We start from the raw sequence: 24,451 nt of genomic DNA, 5'->3' as shown, positions 1-24,451 counted from the left end.
GCCCGGGTCACCCGTGGGCGGACGGGGCGCGCGCCGTGAGCCGGAAGTCCGGGATCCGCAGCGGCGGCATGGCCGTGCGCGGGAAGTGCATGCCGAACTCACGGCCCGGCGCCCGTTCGGTGCGGCCCGCCTCGGTGGCCCGGGCCAGGAGCGAGACGGGCGATTCGGCGAAGCGGAAGTCGTTCACGTACGCGCTGACCCGGCCGTCCTCCACCAGGTGGACACCGTCGCGGGTCAGCCCGGTGAGGGACAGCGTGGCGGCTTCCGTGGGCCTCATGTACCACAGGCACGTGATCAGCAGACCGCGCCGGGTGGAGCGGATCATCTCGGACAGGGAGCGCTCCGTGCCCCCGTCGAGGATCAGGTTGCCGATCGCCGGGCGGGCGGGCAGGCCGAGGCGGTGCGCGTCGGCGCGCGAGGCCGGCAGGGCGGTGAGGGTGCCGTCCTTCATCCAGTGCGTCGACGACAGCGCGAGTCCGTTGTCGGAGGGGTCCGAACCGGACTGCACGGCCTCACCGAACACGTCCGAGACGTCGCCGCGCGAGAGCACGAACGGACAGCACGCGAGCCCGGTCTCCAGGGGGTCGCCGCGCAGGTTCAGCGGCAGGGCGGCGAGGCGCTCGCCGATCCGGGTGCCTCCCGAGGTCCGTGCGAAGACGGTCCGGCCCCCGGCGGCGTCGGCGGCCCCGGCGGCCCGGTACGCGACGGTCATCAGATCGGCCACGGCCGCCGGAGCGAGGATCGTCTCGTAGCGGCCCGGGGGCAACTCGCGGTAGGGCAGCGGCTGTCGAAGCCTTCCGGTGGTGGCGGCGCGCATCGCGGCCAGATCGACGTCCCGGAAGCCGTCGGCGACCGCGCCGGCCCAGGCCGTACGGGTCCCGTCCGGGGAAAGGGCGTTGAGGTCGAGCGTGCTCGTCGGGCGGCGGTGCCGCCGGCGCACCCCGGCCGACGTGCCCAGCCAGGACGTGACCGTGCGGTGCTGCGCGAATCCGTGCGACGCGATACGCCCGTCCGCCTGTAGTCGTGTCAACTCGGGTATCACGGAATTGAGTTGATCCTGTGCGGGGACCGCGCCGGTCGGCTCGTCGGCATCGGGGTCCACGCCGCTCCCGGAGACCGGCTCCAGTGGTGGGGGCGTGCCCCCGGCCCGGTCGGCCAGGGACCGCGACGCGTGCACCAGGTCCGCGAGATCCCGCGGGTCGTGCACGTCCTCGAGCGTCGCGGAGGCCGCCGCGTCGCCCCCGCGGCCGGTGGACACCACCGTGACCCGCCGGGTGCCGCTCGTCCCGGCCGCGGTCACGTCGTCGCCCGCCCAGCGCAGCCACGCCGTGTCGGTCTCGTCGACGATCACGGCGCAGTGCGCCGCCCGCGACAGGGCGAGCGCGCGCTCGACGACGTCCCGTGGTGTGCTCGACATCACCGCTCCTCCCGTGTGCTGAGGACGCCCACGGCACGGAAGAGCGCCGAGGGGCTGCCGTGGCCCGCGGGGGCCACCTGGACCGGGCGGCCCTTCCCGCAGTGGAACGCCCCGCACAGCAGGTACGTCCGCGGCCCGCCCACCGCCTCCAGGGAGCGCCAGAACTCCGTCGTGGTCGACTGGTAGGCGGCGTCCCTGACCTGGCCGGTGATCCGGCCCGCGCGGATCCGGTGGAACCGCTGCCCGGTGAACTGGAAGTTCTGCCGCCGGGTGTCGATGGACCAGGACCCGTCGCCCACCACGTACAGGCCGTCGTGCACCCGGGAGATCAGTTCGTCGGTGTCCGGGCCGCCCGCGGCGGGCCGCAGCGAGACGTTCGGCATGCGCTGGAGCGGGTGCCGGTCGAAACCGTCCGCGAAGGAACACCCGTTGGACCGCGGATACCCGGCACGGGCCGCGCCCGCGCGGTCCACCTGGAAACCGGTCAGGACGCCCTCGCGCACCAGGTCCCAGCGCTGCGCGGCCACTCCTTCGGCGTCGTAGCCGATGGTGGCCAGGGCGTGCGGGGCCGTCCGGTCGGCGGTGACGTTCATGACGGGCGACCCGTAGCGCAGGGTGCCCAGCTGGTCAGGGGTGGCGAACGAGGTGCCCGCGAAGGACGCCTCGTGGCCGAGGGCGCGGTCCAGTTCGGTGGCGTGCCCGACGGTCTCGTGCAGCGTGAGCCACAGGTTCGTGGGGTCGACCACCAGGTCGTAGGTGCCCGGCTCGACCGTCGGCGCCGCCGCCTTCTCGGCCAACAGGCCCGGCAGCTCGGCCAGTTCGCCGTCCCAGTCCCAGCCCGTGCCGGTCAGGAACTCCCAGCCCCGGCCCGCCGACGGTGCCGTGGTGCGCAGGCTCACCGGGGCGGCGGTTTCCGGGTCGGTGGTGTGGGCGGTGAACTCCGGCAGGACGCGTACCCGTTGCTGGAGGATGCGGTTGCCCTCCAGGTCCGCGAGGAACGTGCACTCCCTGACCGCCTGCACACAGGCGTCCGTGTGCCGGACCCCGGGGGCCGCGAGCAGCCGTGCGCTGTACTCTGCGAGCAGCGCCGTCCTCTCCTCCTCGGGCACCTCGAACGGATCCCTCTCGTACGCGGACAGCCAGGTCCGTTCCCCGTGCACCGGCTCGGGCACGGCCTCCACGCGGCGGCGGGCGAGCGGCCGGGCGGCCCGGGCGACCCGCACGGCCTCCTCGACCGCGGCGACGGCCGCGTCGACGCCGGCCGCGGTGCGCGCCGCGAAGCCCCGGACGCCGTCGTGCAGGACCCGTACGGAGAATCCCGCCGTCACCGTGTCGGAGGCGCCGGCCGACCGGGCGTCCCGCAGCCGCCAGGACGCGTCACGCACGTGCTCGGCGCGGAACTCGGCGCTCTGCACGCCCAGTTCGCGCGCTCGCAGCAGGGCGGCGTCGGCGAGCCGCCTCTGGTGGGCGTGCGCGAACTGCCGGCTGACCTCGCGGTCCATGGCGCGTTCTCCTTCGGGGCCGGGGCCGGGGCCGGGGCCGGGGCCGGGACGTCGGGCCCCGGCGGTGGTCAGGGGGTGACGGGTTCGGCCCGTGCCGGCTGCGGCTCGTCGGACGGTGTCCGCTCCGCCGCGACCCCGCGCAGGCCGCCCGCCATGAGGAGCGCCACGGCCAGGGCGCAGCCCGTGAGCAGCCACCACAGGGTGCCCGCGCCGCGGTCGAGGGCGCTGGTCACGAGGAGCGGTGTCAGCGCGTTCGCCAGACCGATGAACAACTGGTTGAACGCCAGGTAGGAACCGCGCCGCTCGTCCGGGGCCAGCGCGGTGAGCAGCGTCGTGACGGCCTGCGAGGCGATGAGTTCGCCGAGGGTGTAGAGGGCCATCGCGGCCACCAGCACGGCGGTGCGCGGTGTCGGCGCGAGCCGTCCCGCGACGGCGAGCGCCGCAGGCAGCGCGATGTGCAGCAGCGCCCCCGCCGCGACCAGGACGGCGGGCCGCACCCGTTCCACCCGGTGCGCCACCGGTACCTGGAACACCGCGAGGAGCACGGTGTTCACGGTGAACAGCACGCTCGTCGTCCACGCGGGAGCGCCGACCCCGCGCACCAGGTGCACCGGCAGCGCCGTCTCGATGCTCACCGCGATGATCCACAGCCCGGCGCCGGCGGCGACCACGCCGCGGAACGGACCGCTGCGCCAGGGCCGGGCCCGCCCCGCCTCCTCGGCCCCGGCCGCGCGTACGGCCGGGCGGGACGCCGGCAGGGCGAGGTACAGCAGCGCGGCGGCCGCGATGCACACGGCGTTGCCCGCCCCGACGCCGTGCAGCACCTCGGGCGACGCCGACGCGACCAGGCCCGCGGTCAGGGCGCCGAGACCGAAACCGGCGTTGAACAGCGCACGCGACAGGGCCATCCAGCGTCCCGCGGGTTCCCCGCCGTGTTCCGCGAGCGTCTTGGCGAGGGCCGGAGTGGCCGCCTGTTCGGTGCGCATCGTCAGCGCGACCAGCACGCTCAGCGCCAGGAACGGCGCGAGCGAGTCCACCAGCAGGTACCCGGCGAACGCGGCGGCCCGCACCGTCGTGCTGACGAGCAGCACCCGACGGGGTCCGAAACGGTCGATCAGCCGCCCCACGTACGGCAGCAGCGGCAGCGCGAGCAGCGCGGACACCGTGAGGGCGGCGCCGATCCGGGTGAGCGAGGTGTCCAGGACCGACTGGAAGAACAGCAGCGAGAAGGGGTAGTAGATCCCCATCCCCACCGAGTTGGCGAAGGTGGCGCCCGCGAAGGCGGGCACCCCGCGACCCGTCGGCAGCGCCTGCCGGAACGACTTCAGCACGGCACGGCCGCGGTCGAGGGCGTCAGCATGAGCGCGGCGGTCTCCGCCCAGCGGGCCGCCTCGGCGGGGGTGTCGGCACGGACCACGAGATGACCGAGGACGTCGGCATTGCTGCGTGCCCGGCGCACCTCGGCCCCCTCGGCCGCGTACAGGTCGACGGCGCGCACGCCCGGCAGCCGCCGTACCAGGTCCTCGCCCTCGAAGCCGCGCAGGACACCGCTGTCCGCGGCCGTCAGATAGCGCGACGCGGCGGCGCCGGCGCGGGTGCGGGTCAGTTCGGGCTCCTGTCCGACGTGCAGCCGGATGATCTCCCGCAGCAGGTCGAGCCCGGTGGCCTCCTCGATGATCCGGCCGATCTGGGCGCCGCCCATCCGGGCGTTTATCTCCACCAGGCGCGGCCCGTCCGCGGTCACCTTGATCTCCACGTGCGCGGCGCCGAAGTCGTGGCCGGTCGCCTCGAGCGCGTCGAGTGCCGCCCGGGCGGCCAGGTCCCGCACCGGGTCGGGGAGCTGGGTCGGAAAGGTCTCACCGGTCTCCACGAAGTAGGGGTGCGCGGTCAGGCCCTTGTCCGTGACCCCGATGACCTGGGGGCCCTTCCGTGTGGTGAGCACCTCCACGCTCAGCTCGTAGCCGGTCAGGTACTCCTCCACCAGGACACCGCCGGGCTTGGCCATGCCGCGCATGTCGAAGGGGGAGGCCGTCAGCTCGTCGTGGTGCGCGGCCACCTCGTCGGCGTCGCGGCACAGCCGCACCCCGATGCTCGCGGCCTCGGTGAGCGGCTTGACGACGCAGGGGAACCCGATGGAGCGCGCGGCGGCCACCGCGTCCTCGCGGGACACGGCGCGGTGGAACCTCGGCGTGGGCACGCCGCGTCCGGCGCACACCTCGCGGGTGCGCAGCTTGTTGCGGGCGATGTGCGCGGCCCCCGGGTCGAGGCCGGGCAGACCGAGGGCCCGCGCGGTCTCGGCGACCACGGGCACGTAGTAGTCGATGACCGCGAGGACCCCGCCGAGCACGCCCTGTTCGGCGTACGGGCGCAGCGCCTCGGTCACGGACGCGCTGTCACGGGTGTCGGCGGGCACGATCGCGTGGACGGTCCGCTCGATGAGGCCGCGCGCGGCGTCCGACGTCGCGTAGCGGGAGAGGTCGTCGGTGACGAGCACCGGACGCAGCCCCGACGCGCGTGCCTTCAGCAGCGGTTGGAGTCCGTACTCGCCCCGTCCGGTCTCGACGATCGCGATCACGGGCCCGTCGGTGGGGGTGTCAGCCATGGGTGTTCCTCGAAGGTCGTGCCAGGGGCAGCAGGTAGGAGTACTGGGACTCGGCCGTGCAGCCGCGTGAGAGCTTGGCCTCCTCGCTGCCCAGGCCGTAGTGGATGGCTTCGATCCCGCGCCGGGCCGCGGCCTCGACGGGGAAGTAGTAGACGGTCTCGAAGTACAGCGGGAGCCGGTCCTGGTAGGCGTAGTCGAAGCCGCCCTGGCGCGCGTACCAGTGGTTCCCGAACTGCAGCAGCGTCGCGAAGCCGCGCACGTCCCCGTCGCCGACGGCCAGCACCACCTGCGCGTCGGTGCCGAACGCCGCGAGCATCTCGTGCAGGACCTGTTCGGTCTGTCCGGCCGTCCACGCGACGCCGTACTTGGCCATCAGCTGGGCCTCCAGCTCGCCCAGGCGCGGGACGATTCCGGCGCTCAGCGGCTCGATCCGCAGCTCGATGCCGGCCTCCTGGATCCGGCGCCGTTCGGTGAGGATGCGGCGACGGCGCCGCGCGGACACCAGCCCCAGATAGTCCTCGAAGCCGCCCTCGCCGACGCGCAGCGAGCTGTAGCGGCCCGACTCGTGGCACAGGTAGCCGCGGTCGGCCAGGACCTGCCGCAGCAAGGTGTCGCCCTCCTCCACGAAGGGGTACGCCACCGACGCCGCGCCCTGTTCGGCGGCGTGCCGTTCGGCCTCGGCGACCAGCGCCTCCACCTCGGCCCGCCCCGTCCCCGGCAGCCGCGGCACCCGGCTGCGCCCCATGTGCCGCCCGCCGCACACCAGTGCCGGCAGCAGGCTCTCCGCGGGGCCCGCGGGCAGCCCCGCGAGGATCTCCGCGGCGCCCTCACGGCCGTCCTTGGCGCTGAACTCCAGGAGCGTGTCCGGGCGGCCGAGCACCCAGGGGGCGTCGTCGCCGGCCAGCGCGGTGGCGAGCCCGGCGACGGACCGGCCCTCCCCGTCGTCGAGCGTCAGATAGCGCATCGGGCAGCCCGCGGTGCGTTCCGCGACCGCGAGCCAGCGCTCGCCGAGGTACAGGTCCTCGGGCCTCAGCAGCGCCGCCCACGGGGCGCGGGGAACGTCCGCGGCCCGGGAGAACGCGCGCACGGTGGTCCGATCGGTGCTCATGGCGGTGATCCTTCCGGGCGTGGGGAGCGGGGTACAGACGGATCCACTGGCCGGATGGGGACACGACCGGGCCAGGCCATGGAGCCGGGGGGGGCGGGCGGGGCTCAGGCGTACGTGAAGACGCAGCCCGTACGCACATGGGGATTGGCCCCGTAGTTGATGACCGCGCTGTGTGCGGCGGGGGCGGCCCGTACGTCGGTGCCCGCGTAGCCGTCGGGGGTGAAGAACATGCCCCACACCGCGTGCCAGTCCTCGGCCCGTCCGCTGTCGGGGCACACCACCTGCTCGGCGGCGGGCACGACCCGGCGCTGCACCACGTAGTGCCGCTCGGGGCTCTCCTCCAGGACCGCGCGCCACTCCCGGTCGTCCAGTCTCCAGCCGGCCACGATGCCCCGGCCGCCGAAGTCCCTCAGCGGCTTGAGGATGAGTCCGGCGCGGTGCTCGCGGCAGTACGGCACGGACCCGGGCGTCAGCAGGAAGGTCTCCGGCAGCACCCGGTCGACGACGGCCGCCTCGGACGCGGTGAGGGTGCTCCGCAGGTCCGGGTCGGACAGCAGGGCGAGGGCGCCCTTGTTGGAGAAGAGGGACCCGTTGATGGGGGACCACAGCAGCAGCCGTTCCTCCTCGTGGGCGCGGAAGAGCAGCTCCGCCCGGGCCCGGCTGCGCCGGTCCCAGAACACGTCGTCGACGTTGAAGAAGCGCAGGGCCACGTCGACGGGGGCGCCGCGCAGCAGGACGCGGCCGCCCCGCTCGTGGACGTCGTCGAGCTCGCCGAGCTCGAAGCGCAGACCGAGCCGCTCCATCATCTCGGTGAAGCCGCGCAGCAGATGCCCGTACTTCTCCAGACCGCCGCGACCGCAGATCACGGCACCGCGGGGGGTGTCGCCGCCGAGGTGGGCCGGGCGCACCGCGGCGAGCGCCGCGCGCAGCCGCTCGCCGGTGTGGACGTGGCCGAGCCCGTTCTCCCGCGCGAAGGCGCGGAAGGCCGGCACGTCCTCCAGGGCCCGCTGCATCTCGGAGCGGTCGGTCCCGCCGAGATTGCTGGCCATGTTGATCTCCAGCAACCGGAAGCCCGTGCCGTCGTGGTAGACGTCGGCGCGCCCGTAGCGCGTCAGGGGGCCCACGGCGAACCGCCGCAGCACGGAGGCGCGTTCGGCTTCGATGCCGAGGTGATCGCAATAGCGGGCCAGGTCGCCGTCGAAGAGCCGGTCCGGGACCGACTCCAGGAGCGTGACGAAGGCGTCGAGGTCGGCGGCGAACCCCATTACCTGCGACTCCGGTGCGAACAGGGGCCGTTGCAGCATCCGCCCGCCCCAGCAGTCGGCGAACGCCGGCGGGTAGGAGGCGTCCCGCACGGCCGTGCGCAGCGCGCTGCCGGGAACCAGGCAGTCCCGTACGAAACGGTCGGTGACCGGATCCGGCCGACGGGCGTCGGCCGGACGCGCGAGCACGGGCGTCGGCGCGGTCACAGCCGCACCGCCTTGGCGGCCGTGGCCCACGGCTCGGCCTCCAGGTGCGTCAGGTCGGGGCTGGCGCCGAGCTCGGCCGCGGCGGCGGCGACGAGCCGCAGGAAGGGCAGCACCGTCACGAACGGCCGCGCCAGCTCCGGGACTTCGGCGAACGGCAGCTCGGCCGTGGGGTCGCTCCCGCTGAACAGGACCGGTGCCCCCAGGGCGTCGAGGTAGCCGGCGAGCGCGTCGGTGCGACCGCCGTCGGGCGCGGTGGGCCGGATCAGGTAGCCGACGGTCGAGGACGAGAACACGGCCGGGGTGCCGTGCAGGGCGAACTCGGTGTGCAGGCCCTCCGTCCAGCGGTACGTGCCCTCCTTGATCTTCAGGGCGGCCTCGTCGGCGGTGATGGCGTCGAGGCCGCCGCCCGCCACGAGGACCGGGTGCGGCACCGAGCCCACCAGGGCGTCCACGGCGCGCGGGGCGAGCTCCAGGTCCAGGGTGCGGCGCATCGCCTCGGGCGCGGCGCCCAGCGCGGCCCGCAGCTCCTCGCCACGCTCCGGTCCGACCAGCCCGGCGGCGAGCCGGGCGAGCACGGCCAGGGACGCGAGGTAGGACACGCTGTGGGTGCTGGCGCGCTCCTGGTCACAGGTGCGCAGCACCGTCGTCGCCTCGGGCCGCACCGGTCCGCGTCCGGTGACGCACACGGTGGTGGCGCCGACGGCGTTCGCCTTGCGCAGCACCTCGTTGGGGTACGTCTTGGAGCCGCGGTGGCTGACCACCACGACCTGGTCGCGCGCGGTCAGGGACTCGGTGAGCGCGAGGTCGTGCGCGTCGAGCGCGGCGGGGCGCAGCCGTCCGCCGCTCAGCCGCCGGATCCAGGTGGCCGCGACGCGGCAGGCGTGCAGCGAGGTGCCGATGCCGGCCAGCACCAGCGGCCGGTCCGGGTCGAGGGCGGGGACGTCGCCGCCGCCGACGAGCTCCTCGACGACGGACGGCGCCTGGGCGACGTGCCGGCTGAACTCAATGCTGCTCAACGTGTTCTCTCCCCTGCGAGGTCACCGACGCCCGGGGTGCCGGGTGTCGCGTCTGCGATCCTGCGGGGCCCGGTGCCGCCGCGTCCACGCCGTGCGCTGGCCGCTGTCGGCCGTGGCCGGGCCAGGCCGCCGCGTCGGCGAGGGCCCTGGCCACCACGTCGGCCTCACGGGTGAAATCCGTCCGGACGCCGGGGCGTCCGCTGCCGACCTGGGTGAACCAGCGGACGTTCTCCAGCGGGATCCCGGTCACGCACACGTCCTCGGCGGCCCGGCCCCGTGCGTCGACCGGCCGGTACGGGGCGTCGGTGACGGCCAGGCCTCCGGTGTCGAAGACGTCGCCGTCCCAGGTGTTGCGGTAGCTGGTGACCGTCCCCTGTCCGAGCAGGTCCCGGACGAGCGGCGAGGAGTCGGCGCGCACGTCCGGGACCGGGATCCGCGCGTCGACCAGCGCGTCGAGGAGCACCGGCTCCCCGGCGACCAGCGGTGAGGACGCCACGAACCGCCCGCTGTCCGGGTCGGCCGTGAAACGGGCCTTCGGCCCCACGATCCGCAGCACGCCCGCCCGTATCAGCGCGAGCACCTGCTGCACCCTGAACACCGGTGGGCCGCTGGACAGTTGGGCGCACAGCGGGGCGAAGTCGCCGAGGAAGTCGTCCCTGTGGGAGCGCGGGGTGAGCCCGCACCGGTCGACGGCGGCCCGCAGCACGTGCCGCAGCACCCGCAGCATCTCCACGGCGGCCTTGTGCGGATCGGTGACGTTGCCCCGCACGGCGCGTTCCAGATCGTCCTCCAGATGCCCGGTGAGGGCACGCTCGAAGGAGTCCCGGTCCGGGAAGGACGCCGCCCGGAAGGGGCGGGCCCAGGCGGCCAGGTCCACGGGGGCCGCGTCGGCCAGACCGTGGGCGGCCGCCACCCGCGTCACCACCTCGTCCGGCGCGGCACCGGGCGTCGCGTCCGTCTCGTGCAGCGCGGCCCGGACCGCGGCCTCGGTGTAGGCCCACGAGGCTCCCGCACCCCGCAGCGCGCGCAGCGCCGTCGCGTGGTGCACGAGCCCCATCTCCGCGCGCAGCCACGGCAGCACCTGGCGCGCGAAGTCGATCCGGCCCGCGGCCCGCAGCGCGGCGATCCGCTCCAGGGTGAACAGCCGGGGCGTGTACGTGTACTCGGGCGGCTTCTGGTTCACGCCGCGGGCCGGGATCGGCACACCGCTGCGTGATCCGGCCACGAGCAGCGGCTCGGCTCCGCCCGGCAGGTAGCGCAGCCCGGCCCCGTCGCGTTCGAAGCGGCCGCCGCGCCCCTCGGTGAGCAGGCTGACGACGTCGTAGAAGGCCATGCCGAGGCCGATGACGCCGACGGTGGAGCCCGCGGGCACGGTGTCGAGCGGCAGATCGGCCGCACTGTCCCCGGCGATGTGCACCAGGCCCTTCTCCCGTGCGAACGCGGCGAGCCGGCGCGTGTCGCCGCGGGGCAGCGGCTTGCCGTGGCCCGTGCTCAGGACCACCTGGTCCGCGGCGAGGACCCGGCCGTCGTCCAGTGTCAGGTTCCAGCCGCCGGCCCGCCGCCGCATCCGCTCGACCCGGGCGCGGACCGGGTGCAGCGCCGTGCCGGGCGGCATGCCTCGCCGCACCGCGGCGAACACGAACTCCAGGTACCGCCCGTACAGGGCCCGTCCGGCGTACGCGTGGGCACCGCCGACCCCCGGTTCGGCGGCGGCCCACCACTCGGCCAGGGACGGCCCGGCACCCGGTCCCGGCGGCGCCGTGCCGTCGGGGGGGCCGGAGAACATGGTCACGTCCCCCGCCGGGGTGTTCATCAGCAGGAGGGGCGACTGGTCGGTGCGCCAGATGCGGCCCGACCCGGGGGTGTGGTCGTCGACGGCGTAGACCTCGACCGGCCGGGGCAGCGTCCGGCCGGCCAGGCGGCAGGCCAGGCGCTCCAGCGCGGCCAGCCCCCGTGGGCCGGTCCCGACGACCGCGATGACGTGCGGGCGGCGATCGCCGTCAGGAGTGATCGGAACTTCAAGTGAACTGTTGAGCATGGGTGTTGGCGACCTCGTGTCGTTGTCAGCCGATCGATTGCATGAAGGGCGCGTAGCTCGGGAGCCGGCCGTCCGGCAGGGGACGGCCCCGCACCATGAACGTGCAACGGCCGGTCTCCCGCAGGCCGTGGCGTACCGCCCAGGCGCGCACCGTGCCGTCCGGCACGACGGGGCACTCCAGGCGCACGGCGCGGCCCCGGTCCCGTACGGCGATGTCCTCCACCAGCGCGCACAGGACGTCGGGCGTGGGTGCGACGACCGGGCCGACGGCCGTGCGGCCCGCGTTGTCCCAGGCCGCCGCGTAGCCGGTGACACGACCGTCCGGTGCCCGGACCACCCGGATCTCCCGCGCGAACTTCGCCAGCCGGTCCAGGAGGTGACCGCGGTCGAACCCCAGCAGAGCGGCGTCGGGGACGTGCAGTTCGCGGATGTCGCCGGGGGCGAGCGTCTGCACGCGAAGCGCTCCCGGGCGGGCCGGGGGCACGAACGTCCCCAGATGGGTGGCGACTTCGTGGCTCGCCCGGAAACCCAGCTTCTCGTACAGGGGGCGCCCCTCGTCGGTGGCGTAGAGGAAGACGGTGTCCGACCCGGCCGCCTCGTCCAGGAGACGCTCCATCAGCGCACGGCCGATGCCGCGCCCGCCGTGGTCCGAGCGGACCAGCATGAGCCCGACGACACCGGCCCGTGCCCCGAACCGGGTCAGGACGACCGCGCCGACGAGCTCACCGGTGTCCGGAGCGACCCACCCGTACCCCTCTCCCACCTCCAGCAACAACCGCCATCTGGCCTCCTCCTCGGGCCAGCCCCGGTCGACGGCCAACGCGAGGCAGGCCGGTACGTCCGACGGCTCCAGCCGCCGTATCCCGCTGTTCATCTCATTCCTCCGGTCGACGCTCCGCCGCCGACGACCCTGCCAGCCCAGCCGCCCCGCGCACCGCATCGGCGAATGGCCACGAGGGGTCACGGCAGCAATGGGACGCCGTATTCCCCTGGCAGCGGCAGGAGTTCGCCGTCCATGCTCGATGTGTGAAGACGCGAACGTTCGACCGTGACCAGATGACCTGGTCCTACGAAATGCACTTGCAGCCGTTGCTGAGCGCCCAGGACATTCCCGGGCTCCCTTTCGGCTCGGTATTCGGAAGTGTTCCGGCGAGAACCACATCGAAAAGGCACGCGCACCAGGACGGCGAGATATTCTTCGTGCTCGACGGCGAGGCCGTGGTCGTGCTCGGTGACGAGGAACGCACCCTGCGCAAGGGGGAGTCGGTCCACCTCACGCCCTTCTCCTTCCACGAGATCCGCAACGAGTCGGACGAACCCTTCGACCTGGTCTCGGTCTACTGGGACGACGCGGGCGCCGCCGCCCGCGCCCTGGACGAGCTGCCGGCCCGGAGCCAACTGCCCGAGCGCGTCCGCGTGTTCTGCCCGCCGCCCACGCCCAACGGCGGCCTGCACCTGGGCCATCTGGCCGGTCCCTACGTCCGCGCCGACCTGTTCGTCCGCGCCCTGCGCTCCATGGGCCGGCACGCCCGCTACGTCACCGGCACCGACGACCACCAGTCCTACGTGGCCACGGCGGGCCGTCTCACCGACCGCTCGCCGTCCTGCGTGGCCAAGGAGCAGGGCGACGGCATCGTCCGTACGCTGCACGGCGCCGGAGTCCACACCGACCGGCTCACCCGGCCGCTCGCCGACCCGGACCACACGCGCACCATGAGCGCCTGGTTCGACCGGCTGCTCGCCTCGCCTGCGGTGACCAGCCGCACCGAACCGACCGCGTACTGCGCCACCTGCGACCTCTCGCTGTTCCAGGCGTTCGCCCGGGGGACGTGCGCCGACTGCGCGGCCGACAGCGACGGCGAGATCTGCGAGGCGTGCGCCCGCCCCAACCAGGCCCGCGACCTGAAGGCGGTGCGCTGCCGCATCTGCCACACCCCCGCGACCACCCGCGAGGAGACGGCGCTGTGGCTGGACCTGGAGCACTTCGGTGAGGCGCTGCGCGCCCGCCTGAAGCGGATCGAGCTCTCCGCCGACCTGAGGGCCGTGGTGGAGCGACTGCTGGACGCGCCGGGAGGGCTCGCCCCGTACCGCCTGACCCGCACCGGCACCTGGGGGAGCGTCGTCGGCGACGACCCCGGCCAGCGCCTGGACCCCTGGGCCGACCTGGCGTTCACCTTCCTGGAGGCGTCCCGCGCCGAGACCGAGCGGTACGGCCCCGCCGACAACGCGCTCTTCCTCGGCCTCGACAACGGCTACTACTACGCCGTCCTGCTTCCCGCGCTCGCCCTGGCCGCCGGTGCCGAGGAACACCTTCCGGCGATGTACGTCACCAACAGGTTCCTACAGCTGAGCGGGCGCAAGTTCTCCACCAGCCGCGGCCACGCCGTCTGGGCCGACGAGGCACTGGCCCGCGGCGAGCGCGACGCGGTACGGGCGAGCCTGCTGCGCGCGGCCCCCGAGGGCCGGGAGACCGACATGTCCCGGGAGGTGGCCTCGAACAGCGGCGACGACCCGCTGTACCGCGCGGCCCGCGCCTGGCTGCACGGCTTCGCCGACGTGCGCGAGCGGCACGGGGACACGGTCCCGGGCACCGGTGCCTGGACGGTCGCCCAGCGCGAGTTCTACCGCCAACTGGGTTCGATGACCGCCGAGCTGGACGGGACGCTGCTGCCGGAAGCGTTCTCGGCCCGTGGTTACGTACGGCTCCTCGACACCTTCGTCGAGCGCGCCGAGGAGTTCCGCGTCACCCAGGAGCCGCTGCGCGCGATCGCCTCGCAGGGCGAGGAGACACGCACCAGCCTGGCCCTCGAGTACCTGGCCGCCAAGGCGTTCGCCGCCCTGGCCTGGCCGGTCCTGCCCGACCTCGCGCAGCGCGTGCACGACTGGCTGGGCCTGTCCGGCACCCCCGTCCGCGAGTCCGCCTGGACCTTCCTGCCCTCGGGCACGAACCCCGCCACCGCCTCCCCGCTGAAGTCGAAGACGGAGACGAACGCATGACCCACTGCCACGACATCATCGGCATCGGTTTCGGCCCGGCCAATCTTTCCCTCGCCATCGCGCTGGAGGAGGATTCCGCCGGACTCGACATGCTGTTCCTGGAGTCCTCCGCGCCGGACACGCCGTGGCAGAGCGGAATGATGCTGCCCGGATCCGACATCCAGAACCACCCGGTGCGGGATCTGGTGTCCCTGCGCAATCCGCGCAGCCGCTACAGCTTCATCAATTACCTTTTCGAGAACGGCCGGCTGCTCGAACACCTCAATCTCCCGGCCGAATTCCCGCTGCGCAAGGAATACGCCCGGTACATCACCTGGGTGGCCGGGCATTTCAGCCGGTACGTGGAGTACGGGACCCGGGTCACCGAGGTCGGCGTCGAGCAGGGGGAGGACGGCCCCGTGTACCGGGTGACGGACTCCGCCGGGCGTACCCGGTACGCGCGTGCGCTCGTGGTCGGGACGGGCCGCCCGCCCTACGTGCCGCCGCCCTTCGACGCGCTCCCCGAGGACCCGCGCGTCTGCCACCTCACCCGCTATCTGCCCACACTCGCGGCCCTGGCGGACCCGCCCCGCAGCATCGCCGTCGTCGGCGCCAGCCAGAGCGCCGTGGAGCTGACGCTCGACCTCAACCGCCGCTTCCCCGACGCGCAGGTCACCGTGTACGCGCGCTCGCACTCCCTGCGCGAGAAGGACACCAGCCCCTTCAGCGAGGAGGGCTACTTCCCCGGCTTCACGGACTACTACTACCGGGCGGACCGCGCGGGAAAGCGGGCCCTGGACGCCTACATGAGGCCCACGAACTACTCCGCCGCCGACGGGGACGTCCTGCGCGAGCTGTACCTGCTCATGTACGAGCACCGGCTCGACGGCGAGGAACGCATCCGCGTCCTGGGCAACCGGAGCATCACCCGGGTGACCTGCGGCCCCGACGGCGTCGACATCTCGGCGACCGAGACGATCACGGGGGAGCGCGAGACCCGGCGGGCCGACCTGGTGGTCCTCGCCACCGGCTTCCGCGACCTCGGCCCCGGGCCGGACCAGGAGCACTTCCCGCGCGTCGTGAGCGGTGTCGCCGACCGTTTCGCCCACGACGCCGAGGGCTACCCGCGCGTCTCCGCCGAGTACCTGGCCGAGCCGGCGCTCGCCGGGACGCCGCCGCTGTTCCTCAACGGCCTGTGCGAGTCCTCGCACGGCATCGGCGACGCGGGTTCCTTCAGCCTGCTCTCGCTGCGCGCCGGGACCATCGGCGACAGCCTGCGCAAGCTGGCCCGCTGACCCGGCCAGCCGACCGACCGCCGCCCGGCCGTCCGCCCGACCGACGAAGGAGAACCTCCGTGTCAGCCATCCTCGCCCCGTCCGTGATCGACAGGACCGACCAGCTCCCCGAGGCTGCGAGGGAATCCGAGGTCCGCAGCTACAGCCGCGAGTGGCCCGTACAGTTCGCGCACGCCCGTGGCGCCCGGGTCCAGGACGTCCAGGGGCGCAGCTATCTGGACTTCTTCGCGGGTGCCGGAACCCTCAACTACGGCCACAATCCGCCCGCCCTCAAAGAGGCGCTGCTGTCGTACGTGGCGGGCGACGGCATCACCCACAGCCTCGACCTCTTCACGGCCGCCCGCACGGAGCTGCTCACCGCCCTGCAACAGCACGTACTGACCCCGCGCGGCCTGGACTACCGCGTCATGTTCCCGGGCCCCACCGGCACCAACAGCGTGGAGGCCGCGCTCAAACTCGCCCGCAAGGTCACCGGCCGTTCCTCGGTGGTGGCCTTCACCGGCGCCTTCCACGGGATGTCGCTCGGCTCCCTCTCGGTGACCGGCAGCGAGTCCAAGCGGGCCGGGGCGGGCGTCCCGCTCGCCGGGGTCCACCGCATGCCCTACGACGGGTTCGCGGGCGGCACCGTCAACGGCCCCGCCCTCCTCGACGCGATGCTGCGCAGCGGCAACAGTGGCCTGGACCGGCCCGCCGCCGTCATCGTCGAGACGGTCCAGGGCGAGGGCGGCGTCAACGTCGCCTCGCCCGAATGGCTCGCCGAGCTGTCGGACGTGTGCCGGCGCCACGACATGCTGCTGATCGTCGACGACGTCCAGATGGGATGCGGACGCACCGGCCCCTTCTTCAGCTTCGAGACGGCGGGCATAGTGCCCGACATCGTCTGCCTGTCCAAGGCGCTGAGCGGGTACGGCCTGCCCATGTCGCTGACGCTGTTCAGGTCCGAACTCGACGTGTGGGAACCGGGCGAGCACAACGGCACGTTCCGCGGCCACAACCTCGCCTTCGTCACCGCGGCCGCCGCCCTGCGCTCGTACTGGCGGGACAACGCCCTGGAGAACTGGACGGCGCACCGGGCCGGACACGTCGAGGAGCGGCTGCGCGAGGTGGCCCTCCGTCACGAGGGTCTCGGCGCGCGGGTACGCGGGCGGGGCCTGGTGTGGGGGCTGGAGTTCAGGGATCCGGAACTGGCCCGCCGCGTGGGCCGGGCCGCCTTCACCCGCGGGCTGCTGGTGGAGACCTCCGGCGCCCGTGACGAGGTGCTCAAACTGCTGCCACCGCTGACCGTGTCCGACGCCGAACTCGACGAGGGCCTGGAGATCGTCGCCGAGTCGGTGACGGCCGCGGCCAAGGACCGAGCCCCCCAGGAGGCCCGTACATCATGACGACCGCTGCCGTTCCCTTCTCCGTCCGTGCCGAACACGTCGAACTGGTCCGGGACACCCGGTTCCCCGGCGAGGTCCTCGCGGGCGACCCCGTGATGAGCACGGCCGTGCTGTGGGCCTCACCGGACCGCAAGGTGGTCCGCGGCGTCTGGAACTGCGAACCGGGCAGGTTCACCTGGGAGTTCCCGCGCAACGAGACCCTGGTCGTGGTGCGCGGCAGCGCCCGCGTCCAGGTCGAGGGCGGTCCGGAACTGACCTTGTCCCCCGGTGACATGGCCGCGTTCCGGGCCGGCGACCGCACGGTCTGGGAGGTCACCGAGTCCCTGCGCAAGGTTTTCTTCATCGACTCCGAGAACTGACGAAGAACCGACGAAGAACCGACGAGGCCACCCGCGCACGAGCGAGGCGGCACCCGAGGCACACTGCCATCGGGTGCCGCCTCGCTGTCGTGGCCGGCCCGTTCGGACATTCCGATGGGTCGATCCGGATCGGGCCGTGAGCCGCTCGTTCCCGATGTCCCGGGCATGTTTCTCCGGTGATGTGGACACACTCCACCCCGTGGGCCCCGAACCCGCCGGAACCCGTCGGCCGACGGAATCCGGGGAGTGCCGTCATCTCGCGTCCGGTGGCCGCCACGCGTCCGCCGCCTCTTCGCCGCCAGGTCGTTGACCAGGGGGAACGCGGAAATTCGACTGGAGCTTTAGCAGTCGTTCCGGTAATGGTCAAGACGCCGATTCAGGTGACTTTTTCTGCTTCTCGCGCCGCCCGCATGATGGTTCTCGTCGAGGTCCCTCACCGGAAGAACGGAAAGCGGAATCCCAAGTGGAATCCGTTCCGTCCTCCGGTGATTCCGCGAGAACCGGAATGAGGAGAGAAGCGTGCGAATAAGCATCGCGAACCGTTTGACGCCGGCCTGGAGCGAGGCCAGCGATTTCGCCCGGGAAAGGTATTCCAAGGCGTTCGGCGCCGATGTGATACCGGCCCCGGACTATTTCATCGTCGCGGTCGACGACCCCGCGTCGGAAGACCAGGCGGCCCCTCTGCTGGCCTGCGTGGGCATGACCTTCGACTCGGAGCGCGGCTTCTTCTCCGAGCGCTACCTCGGCGGCGAGCCCGTCGAGGAGGCCGTCGCGCGAGTCACCGGCACGTCCTGCAGCCGTGACTCCATCGTGGAGATCGGCTCGCTCGCCGGCGGCGGCAACCAGTCGGGCCTGGAGCTGATCCGGCTCACCCCGATCGTCGCCTGGTGCCAGGGCCTCAAGTACATCCTGTGCACCGCCACCGGTCAGCTCAGCCGCACCCTGGACCGGCTCGGCATCCCCTTCAAGCCGATCGCCTCCGCCGACTCCGGCACGATGGAGGAGTTCGAGCGGCAGCGCTGGGGGACGTACTACCAGCAGACCCCGCGCACCGGCGTCATCCCGCTGCACGCGATCGGCGCGCTGCTCTCGTCGACCACCGGCCGCTACCGGTTCGCCGACCTGGACATCGAACTCACCAGCGGTCGCCGGGAGAAGGTGCTGCTCGATGCCGCAGCCTGAGGACATCACCACGCCCGGACCCCTCATGGAAGAGCACGTCGCTGCCGCCCTGGCCGACCCCGCCGCGCAGGAGCTCCCGCTCGTCGAGGTCCTCGGCGCCGACGGGAACGTCGCCGTCCGCTACACCTACCGGCAGACCGCGCTCGCCGTGGCCGCGCTGCGCTCCCTGCTGGACAGGTGGCCGGCCCGCGGCGAACAGCTCAAGGTGGGCGTGGCCATGGCCAACACCCCGGAGTTCCTCGTCGCGGACCTGGCCCTGATCCAGCACCACGCCGTCGAGGTCCCGGTCCCGCTGGCCTTCTCCGCCGAGCAGGCCGCCGGACTGCTGGACGGCATCGACATCCTGCTGACCGACCAGGCCGGCTACGAGCGGCTGCAGGAGTGGTCCGCGCAGGACCCCGTGGTCTCCAGCGGTTGCGGACACCTCCTCGTCGACGTCGAGGAGCTGCTGGAGACACCCGCGCCCGCGCACTTCCTGCGCCCCGCGCCGGCCGCGCCGCCGGGGACGGACTGGATCTGCAAGGTCATCCACACCTCCGGCACCACCTCGCACCCCAAGGGCGTGCGCATCCGCTCGGCCGGCGTCCGGTCCCTGGTGGACTCCCTGCACCGCGAGATGCCCGCGGGCGCCTACACCCGCTATCTCTCGCTGGTCCCCTTCAGCCTGCTGATCGAGCAGGTCACCGCCGTCTACCTGGTCCTCGCCGACCGCGGCACGACCGTCCTGCTGCCGCAGTCCGTCCCGCTGGTGGGCACCTCCGCGAACGCCCCCGCACGGGTACTGCCGTATCTCGCGGCGGCCACCCCCAGCGCCCTGGTCGTCACCCCCGCCCTGGCCGACGTGGTCGCCACCGAGGCGGAACGCGTCGCCCCCGGCGGGGGAGCGGACCGGGCGGCGACCGCCGAGGCCCTCTTCGGCCGTTCCCCGGCCCCGCTGGTCTGCTGCGGCGGAGCACCCATCACCCCCGAGGTCCTGCACCGCCTGGAGGCCCACGGCATCACCGTGTACGAGGGGTACGGGCTCAGCGAGAACAGCTCGGTGGTCTGCTGGAACACCCCCTCGGCGCGCCGCGTCGGCACCGTGGGCCGCCCGCTGCCGCACGTCACGGTGCGCCTCGACGACGACGGCGAACTGCTGGTGCGCAGCGCCTCCCTGTTCGCCGGCTACACCCGCACCGACCCCTCCAGCTGCGCCCTGGACGACGACGGCTGGCTGCACACCGGCGACCTCGCGACCGTCGACGACGACGGATACGTACGCATCGTCGGCCGCAAGAAGAACGTCATCATCACCGCCTCCGGCCGCAACGTCGCACCGGAGTGGGTCGAGGCCTCGTACACCACCCTGCCCTTCGTCCGCGCGGTCGCCGTCTGCGGGGACGGACTCACCGCGCTGCGCGGCCTGTTCCTGGTGGAACCGGGCACCGACCCCGTCCAGGCCGCCAAGGAGATCGACGCGCACGGCGAGCGGCACCTGTCGGCCGTCGAACGGGTCCACGACCCGCGGCTGTTCACCGTCGACGAGGAACTGTACGCACGGTTCTTCACGGTGACCGGCCGGCCCCGGCGGCCGGTGATCGCCGGCCTCCTCGCCGAGGCGGCGGCCGCATGAGCGGCTCCAGACCACATCCGCACCACAGCACCCAACCACCCGCGTGCACAAGCACATTGAGGAGACCGACACAGTGATAGCAGGCGTTGACCTCATACGTTACGGAAACGGGCTCGGAAAGATCGTCATGGCGCGTCCGGGCGGCACCCTCGCCGAGCTTCAGCCCAAGCACGTGATGAACGTCCTTGCCGAGACCGGGTTCCTGCTCTTCCGCGGCTTCGAGCCCAGCCTGGAGGAGTACTCCGCATTCGTGCGGGCCCACTCCGACAAGGTCACCCTCGACCCGGCCCGCACCTTCTTCGGCGGCAACGTCGCCCAGAAGGTCGACGCCGGCGTCGAGGCGCTCGGACTGCACATCGAGAACGGCAACAGCCCGTTCGTGCCGACGCTGACCTGGTTCCTGTGCGAGAAGGCGGCCCGCTCCGGCTCGCAGACCACCATCTGCGACGGCTACGCCGTCTGGGAGAAGTTCAGCCAGCAGGCCAAGAACGCGTTCAAGGAACAGGACGTGGTCTTCACCCGGCGGGTCAGCGAGCCGATGTGGAAGGCGTTCACCCAGTACCAGCTGGCCGAGACCAAGGACGTCGACGACATCACCCCGGGCGACGTCCAGTCCCTCGCCACCGGCCCCGGGCACACCACCTTCCGCCTCGACGAGGACGGCTACCTCACCTACGCCTACCGCACCCGTGCCGTGCACCCCACGCTGTTCGGCCGGCGCCAGTCCTTCGCCAACAGCATTCTCGGGCCGTCGTACAACTACGAGCCCCCGAAGATCACGTTCGCGGACGGCAGCGACCTGCCGGAGTGGCTGTGGGACGAGGTCCGCGACGTCACCGAGTCGGTCACCCAGGAGATCAACTGGGTCGACGGCGACGTCGTCCTGGTCGACAACACCCGGGTGATGCACGGCCGCCGTGCCGTGGAGGACACCGACCGCAGCATCTACAACTCGCAGAGCTACGCGGCCGCGCGCCTGCTGAACGCCCTCGGCAACCAGTTCGGCGAGTGCACCACGGAGATCCTGCCGGGCGTTCCCGCCTGAGCACGGCCCTCCGCGGCTCCGGTGCCGCGCACCCGCGCGAACAGAAGGGAGGTCCCATGAACTGATTCCGGTTCTCTCCCTCGACACAGACCGTCCCGGGGCAGGGGCTTCATCCCCCGCCGCCCCGCCCCGGGGCGTCCCCCGTCTCCTCTCCCGGAAGGGAAGCACCATGAGCTCCAGCACCGGTACCGGACGGCTGCGCTCGGCTCCCGGCCCCCGGCACACCCGCATACTCGGAGTCGGCGCCTACCGGCCCGTACGAGTGGTCACCAACGACGAGATCGCCCCCCGCATCGGCTCGTCGGACGAGTGGATCGTCTCCCGCTCGGGCATCCGCACCCGCCACTGGGCGGGCCCCGACGAGACCCTCGCCGACATGTCCGCCATCGCCGGCGGCAAGGCCCTCGCCGAGGCCGGCGTGGCACCCGACGGGATCGGCTGCGTCCTGCTCGCCACCTCCACCCACTTTCGCCAACTGCCCGCCGGCGCCACCGAGATCGCCGACCGGATCGGCATCCGGGGCGCGGCCGCCCTCGACGTCTCGGCCGCCTGCGCCGGCTTCACCCACGCCCTCGCCCTCGCCTCCGACATGGTCCGTGCGGGGACCGTCGACCATGTCCTGGTCATCGGTGCCGAGCGGATGTCCGACCTGCTCGACCACGACGACCGCAGCACCGCCTTCCTCTTCGGGGACGGCGCCGGAGCCGTCGTCGTGGGCCCCTCCGACACGCCCGGCATCGGACCGGTCGTCTGGGGCGCCGACGGCTCCCGGGCCGACGTCATCACCCAGAGCGCCGACTGGCGGCGGCTGCGCCACGACCCGGGCCACCGCTTCCCCGCCCTCACCATGCAGGGCCCCACCGTCTTCCGCTGGGCCTCCGGCACCATGGCCGAGGTCGCTGCCGAGACCCTCGAACGCAGCGGCCTCACGGCCGGCGACCTCACCGCGCTCATCCCGCACCAGGCCAACCTGCGCATCACCGACGCCCTGGTCAGGACCCTGAAACTGCCCGACACCGTCGCCGTCGCCCGTGACGTCGTCGACACCGGCAACACCTCCGCCGCCTCGATCCCGCTCGCCATGGAACGCCTCCTCGGCGACGGCCGGGTCACCTCCGGCGGCCTGGCCCTGCTCATCGGCTTCGGCGCAGGCCTCTCGTACGCCGCCCAGGTCGTCACCCTGCCCTGAACCGCCCCGCCTCCCGAGCCCAGAACCCCATGAAGGGAACCAGCCATGCACACCACCGACGAGATCCTCGCCGCCGTCGCCGAGGCCGTGCACGAGATCGCCGGGCCGGACGTCCACGAGGTCCGGCCGGACAAGTCGTTCGCCGACGACCTCGACGTCGACTCCCTCGCCATGGTCGAGATCACCCTGGCCCTCGAGGAGCGCCTGGGCGTCGCCATCCCCGACTCCGAGGCCAAGAACCTGGTCACCGTCGGCGACGCGGTGGAGTGGATCGGCGCCGCGCAGACGGGCGCCGCGGCATGAGCGGGCACCGCGTCGCCGTCACCGGGCTCGGCGCGACCACCCCGCTGGGCGGCGACGCCGAGTCGAGCTGGTCCGCGCTGCTCGCGGGGAAGTCCGGCGTGCGCCTGCTGGAGGAGGAGTGGGCGCTGGAGCTGCCGGTGCGGATCGCCGCGCCCGTCGCCGTCGATCCCGGCGACGTCCTGGACCGGGCCGAGGCGCGGCGCCTGGACCGGGCGACCCGGCTGGCGGCCGTCGCCGCCCGGGAGGCCTGGGCCGACGCCGGTGCCCCCGACGTCGATCCGGTACGGCTCGGGGTGGTCGTCTCCTCCGCGCTCGGCGGTGTCACCAGCCTGCTGGGTGCCCACGACACGCTGCGCGCCAAGGGGCCCCGCCGTGTCTCGCCCGTCACCGTGCCGATGCTGATGCTCAACGGAGCCGCCGCCCACCTGGCGATGACCTACGGTGCCCGGGCGGGCGCGCACGCGCCGGCGAGCGCCTGCGCCTCGGGCGCGGAGGCGATCGGACAGGCGGCCCGGATGATCCGGGCCGGGGAGGCCGACATGGTGATCGCCGGAGGCTGCGAGGCGGCCGTCCACCCGCTGTTCCTCGCCGCCTTCGCGTCGATGACCGCGCTGTCCGGGCGTGAGGACGACCCGGCCGCCGCGTCCCGGCCCTTCGACCGGGACCGGGACGGGTTCGTGCTCGGCGAGGGCGCCGGCATCGTCGTGCTGGAGTCCGCCGAGCACGCGGAGCGCCGGGGCGCGCGCGTGCACGCCTACCTGGACGGTGTGGGCACCACCGCCGACGCTCACCACATCGCCCAGCCCGAGCCGGACGGCCGGGACGTGGCACGGGCGATCCGACTGGCCCTGGCGGACGCCGGACTGACCCCCGACGACATCGTCCACGTCAACGCGCACGCCACCTCCACCCCGCACGGGGACCTCGCGGAGGCGGCCGCCCTGCGCAGTGCGCTCGGCGCCAGGGCGGCGCACGTACCGGTCTCCGGCACCAAGGCGGCCACCGGGCACCTGCTCGGCGGCGCCGGTGCCGTGGAGGCGGTCTTCACGGTGCTGGCCCTGCGCGACCGCCTCGCCCCGCCCACCCGCACCGTCGAGAACCTCGACGCGGAGATCGAGGGCGTCCTGGACGTCGTCCGTGAGGAACCCCGCCCCCTGCCGCCCGGACCGGCCGCGGCGCTGGACGACTCCTTCGGCTTCGGCGGGCACAACGTGGTGCTCGCGTTCCGGGCCTCGGCCTGACACCTCCCCCCCGCCCCGTGCCGTCCCCCGTACCGGGGGGCGGCACGGGGCCTTCGCGTCCGGTCCCGGGCACCCGGCCTCGGGGACCCGGAACGGACCGGCCGTGACCGAAGGCCCCGGACGCGTGGACGGCCGGCGCTCGTGCGCGGACCGGGGCGACCTCCGGTCGTGGCCGAGCGGCTCTCCCCGGATTTCCGCGGGCGCCGACCGGTTCCGGGGATCCGGACCGTCCGAGGCACCGTGCGGGCGGGGACGGACGCACCGTGGTGGCCCGGGCGCGTGTTCGTCCAGGCACCCGGGTGCTGCGGTGCCGGGACGGCCCGGGCGATCGTGCGTGCCGGCGACCACCGGTACCCGGGGGCACGGTCCGGCCGAGGCCGTACCGAAGGAGGTGGACGTGCGCGCCTCCTGCCGGGCCGGGCCGGGCGCGGGCCACCGCTGTGCAGGGACAGGCGTGCTGTCACCCCGTGGGAGCACCGGCGGCAGGTCCATGGGCCGCCCGGCCGGAACGTGGACACGCCTGAGCGCCACGCCGTCTCGGCGTGGCGCTCGGTACGGTCGGGCGTTGTGCGCCGCGGTGAGCCCGGCCGAGTGGTCCGGGCTCCTGTCCGCCGGGCCGTCCCGCCGGTGCTCACCACGGCCGTCCCGGAGGGCGGAGCGCCCGGCATCCGGTCCGTCACGTCGGCCGGGACCGCGTGGGGTCCGGCCACGCGGT

General features: G+C 73.5%; 19 protein-coding genes. 10 read left to right on the top strand and 9 right to left on the bottom strand.

Annotated elements, in window-relative coordinates; all coding sequences use genetic code 11:
- Positions 1 to 7: 7 nt before the first annotated feature.
- The 9 genes from CW362_RS30220 to CW362_RS30180 all read right to left on the bottom strand — a co-directional run bounded on the left by CW362_RS30220 (position 8) and on the right by CW362_RS30180 (position 12,026).
- Complete coding sequence (locus tag CW362_RS30220) at positions 8 to 1,417, bottom strand: metallopeptidase TldD-related protein (protein ID WP_103552789.1); 1,410 nt, start codon at positions 1,415 to 1,417, stop codon at positions 8 to 10.
- On the bottom strand, positions 1,417 to 2,919 hold the full coding sequence (locus CW362_RS30215) for a TldD/PmbA family protein (protein ID WP_103552788.1): 1,503 nt from the start codon (positions 2,917 to 2,919) through the stop codon (positions 1,417 to 1,419). The genes CW362_RS30220 and CW362_RS30215 overlap by 1 nt, the downstream gene beginning before the upstream one ends.
- Positions 2,920 to 2,987: 68 nt before the next feature.
- Entirely contained in the window at positions 2,988 to 4,250 is a 1,263-nt protein-coding gene (locus CW362_RS30210; protein WP_103552787.1) for an MFS transporter, read from the bottom strand.
- Positions 4,244 to 5,521 (bottom strand): ATP-grasp domain-containing protein, encoded by a 1,278-nt coding sequence (locus tag CW362_RS30205; RefSeq protein ID WP_103552786.1) that lies wholly within the window; start codon positions 5,519 to 5,521, stop codon positions 4,244 to 4,246. The genes CW362_RS30210 and CW362_RS30205 overlap by 7 nt, the downstream gene beginning before the upstream one ends.
- Positions 5,514 to 6,629 carry a GNAT family N-acetyltransferase gene (locus CW362_RS30200; protein ID WP_103552785.1) on the bottom strand — a complete coding sequence of 372 codons (1,116 nt, stop codon included), beginning with the start codon at positions 6,627 to 6,629 and terminating at the stop codon, positions 5,514 to 5,516. The genes CW362_RS30205 and CW362_RS30200 overlap by 8 nt, the downstream gene beginning before the upstream one ends.
- A 104-nt stretch (positions 6,630 to 6,733) precedes the next feature.
- Positions 6,734 to 8,098: a hypothetical protein gene (locus CW362_RS30195; RefSeq protein WP_162684267.1), complete on the bottom strand. Its 1,365-nt coding sequence runs from the start codon at positions 8,096 to 8,098 to the stop codon at positions 6,734 to 6,736.
- Positions 8,095 to 9,114 carry an SIS domain-containing protein gene (locus CW362_RS30190; RefSeq protein ID WP_103552783.1) on the bottom strand — a complete coding sequence of 340 codons (1,020 nt, stop codon included), beginning with the start codon at positions 9,112 to 9,114 and terminating at the stop codon, positions 8,095 to 8,097. Before CW362_RS30190 ends, CW362_RS30195 begins: the two co-directional genes overlap by 4 nt.
- Complete coding sequence (locus tag CW362_RS30185) at positions 9,101 to 11,152, bottom strand: FAD/NAD(P)-binding protein (protein WP_103552782.1); 2,052 nt, start codon at positions 11,150 to 11,152, stop codon at positions 9,101 to 9,103. The genes CW362_RS30190 and CW362_RS30185 overlap by 14 nt, the downstream gene beginning before the upstream one ends.
- A gap of 25 nt (positions 11,153 to 11,177) precedes the next feature.
- Positions 11,178 to 12,026 (bottom strand): GNAT family N-acetyltransferase, encoded by an 849-nt coding sequence (locus tag CW362_RS30180; protein ID WP_162684266.1) that lies wholly within the window; start codon positions 12,024 to 12,026, stop codon positions 11,178 to 11,180.
- Positions 12,027 to 12,178: 152 nt separating this feature from the next.
- Between CW362_RS30180 and CW362_RS30175 the strand changes: the two genes are divergently transcribed.
- The 10 genes from CW362_RS30175 to CW362_RS30135 all read left to right on the top strand — a co-directional run bounded on the left by CW362_RS30175 (position 12,179) and on the right by CW362_RS30135 (position 23,736).
- Positions 12,179 to 14,149 carry a class I tRNA ligase family protein gene (locus tag CW362_RS30175; protein WP_103552780.1) on the top strand — a complete coding sequence of 657 codons (1,971 nt, stop codon included), beginning with the start codon at positions 12,179 to 12,181 and terminating at the stop codon, positions 14,147 to 14,149.
- Positions 14,146 to 15,423, top strand: a complete 1,278-nt coding sequence (locus tag CW362_RS30170) for a SidA/IucD/PvdA family monooxygenase (RefSeq protein WP_103552779.1) — start codon at positions 14,146 to 14,148, stop codon at positions 15,421 to 15,423. Before CW362_RS30175 ends, CW362_RS30170 begins: the two co-directional genes overlap by 4 nt.
- A gap of 68 nt (positions 15,424 to 15,491) precedes the next feature.
- Positions 15,492 to 16,805 (top strand): diaminobutyrate--2-oxoglutarate transaminase, encoded by a 1,314-nt coding sequence (gene ectB, locus CW362_RS30165; protein ID WP_240658112.1) that lies wholly within the window; start codon positions 15,492 to 15,494, stop codon positions 16,803 to 16,805.
- Complete coding sequence (locus CW362_RS30160; RefSeq protein WP_103552778.1) at positions 16,802 to 17,164, top strand: cupin domain-containing protein; 363 nt, start codon at positions 16,802 to 16,804, stop codon at positions 17,162 to 17,164. Before ectB ends, CW362_RS30160 begins: the two co-directional genes overlap by 4 nt.
- A gap of 519 nt (positions 17,165 to 17,683) precedes the next feature.
- Positions 17,684 to 18,346 carry a thermostable hemolysin gene (locus CW362_RS30155; RefSeq protein WP_103552777.1) on the top strand — a complete coding sequence of 221 codons (663 nt, stop codon included), beginning with the start codon at positions 17,684 to 17,686 and terminating at the stop codon, positions 18,344 to 18,346.
- Positions 18,333 to 19,958 (top strand): AMP-binding protein, encoded by a 1,626-nt coding sequence (locus CW362_RS44870; protein ID WP_240658111.1) that lies wholly within the window; start codon positions 18,333 to 18,335, stop codon positions 19,956 to 19,958. Before CW362_RS30155 ends, CW362_RS44870 begins: the two co-directional genes overlap by 14 nt.
- Before the next feature lie 73 nt (positions 19,959 to 20,031).
- Positions 20,032 to 21,003: a TauD/TfdA family dioxygenase gene (locus tag CW362_RS44865; protein ID WP_240658110.1), complete on the top strand. Its 972-nt coding sequence runs from the start codon at positions 20,032 to 20,034 to the stop codon at positions 21,001 to 21,003.
- 169 nt (positions 21,004 to 21,172) lie between these two features.
- Positions 21,173 to 22,192: a beta-ketoacyl-ACP synthase III gene (locus CW362_RS30145; protein ID WP_103552776.1), complete on the top strand. Its 1,020-nt coding sequence runs from the start codon at positions 21,173 to 21,175 to the stop codon at positions 22,190 to 22,192.
- A 45-nt stretch (positions 22,193 to 22,237) separates the two neighbouring features.
- Positions 22,238 to 22,495, top strand: coding sequence for an acyl carrier protein (locus CW362_RS30140; protein ID WP_103552775.1), 258 nt, complete (start codon positions 22,238 to 22,240; stop codon positions 22,493 to 22,495).
- On the top strand, positions 22,492 to 23,736 hold the full coding sequence (locus tag CW362_RS30135) for a beta-ketoacyl-[acyl-carrier-protein] synthase family protein (protein WP_103552774.1): 1,245 nt from the start codon (positions 22,492 to 22,494) through the stop codon (positions 23,734 to 23,736). Before CW362_RS30140 ends, CW362_RS30135 begins: the two co-directional genes overlap by 4 nt.
- Positions 23,737 to 24,451: the final 715 nt, after the last annotated feature.

This window comes from Streptomyces populi (assembly GCF_002911015.1).
Lineage (GTDB): Bacteria > Actinomycetota > Actinomycetes > Streptomycetales > Streptomycetaceae > Streptomyces > Streptomyces populi.
This window is presented reverse-complemented; position numbering and strand designations above follow the sequence as displayed.

What these genes read in the sequence shown, in the direction of transcription:
- CW362_RS30170 (WP_103552779.1), top strand. Translation starts at nt 14,146, where the DNA reads ATGACCCACTGCCACGACATCATCGGCATCGGTTTCGGCCCGGCCAAT.
- CW362_RS30180 (WP_162684266.1), bottom strand. Translation starts at nt 12,026, where the DNA reads ATGAACAGCGGGATACGGCGGCTGGAGCCGTCGGACGTACCGGCCTGC.
- CW362_RS30185 (WP_103552782.1), bottom strand. Translation starts at nt 11,152, where the DNA reads ATGCTCAACAGTTCACTTGAAGTTCCGATCACTCCTGACGGCGATCGC.
- CW362_RS30200 (WP_103552785.1), bottom strand. Translation starts at nt 6,629, where the DNA reads ATGAGCACCGATCGGACCACCGTGCGCGCGTTCTCCCGGGCCGCGGAC.
- CW362_RS30215 (WP_103552788.1), bottom strand. Translation starts at nt 2,919, where the DNA reads ATGGACCGCGAGGTCAGCCGGCAGTTCGCGCACGCCCACCAGAGGCGG.
- CW362_RS44870 (WP_240658111.1), top strand. Translation starts at nt 18,333, where the DNA reads ATGCCGCAGCCTGAGGACATCACCACGCCCGGACCCCTCATGGAAGAG.
- CW362_RS30205 (WP_103552786.1), bottom strand. Translation starts at nt 5,521, where the DNA reads ATGGCTGACACCCCCACCGACGGGCCCGTGATCGCGATCGTCGAGACC.
- CW362_RS30140 (WP_103552775.1), top strand. Translation starts at nt 22,238, where the DNA reads ATGCACACCACCGACGAGATCCTCGCCGCCGTCGCCGAGGCCGTGCAC.
- CW362_RS30135 (WP_103552774.1), top strand. Translation starts at nt 22,492, where the DNA reads ATGAGCGGGCACCGCGTCGCCGTCACCGGGCTCGGCGCGACCACCCCG.
- CW362_RS30220 (WP_103552789.1), bottom strand. Translation starts at nt 1,417, where the DNA reads ATGTCGAGCACACCACGGGACGTCGTCGAGCGCGCGCTCGCCCTGTCG.
- CW362_RS30160 (WP_103552778.1), top strand. Translation starts at nt 16,802, where the DNA reads ATGACGACCGCTGCCGTTCCCTTCTCCGTCCGTGCCGAACACGTCGAA.
- CW362_RS30145 (WP_103552776.1), top strand. Translation starts at nt 21,173, where the DNA reads ATGAGCTCCAGCACCGGTACCGGACGGCTGCGCTCGGCTCCCGGCCCC.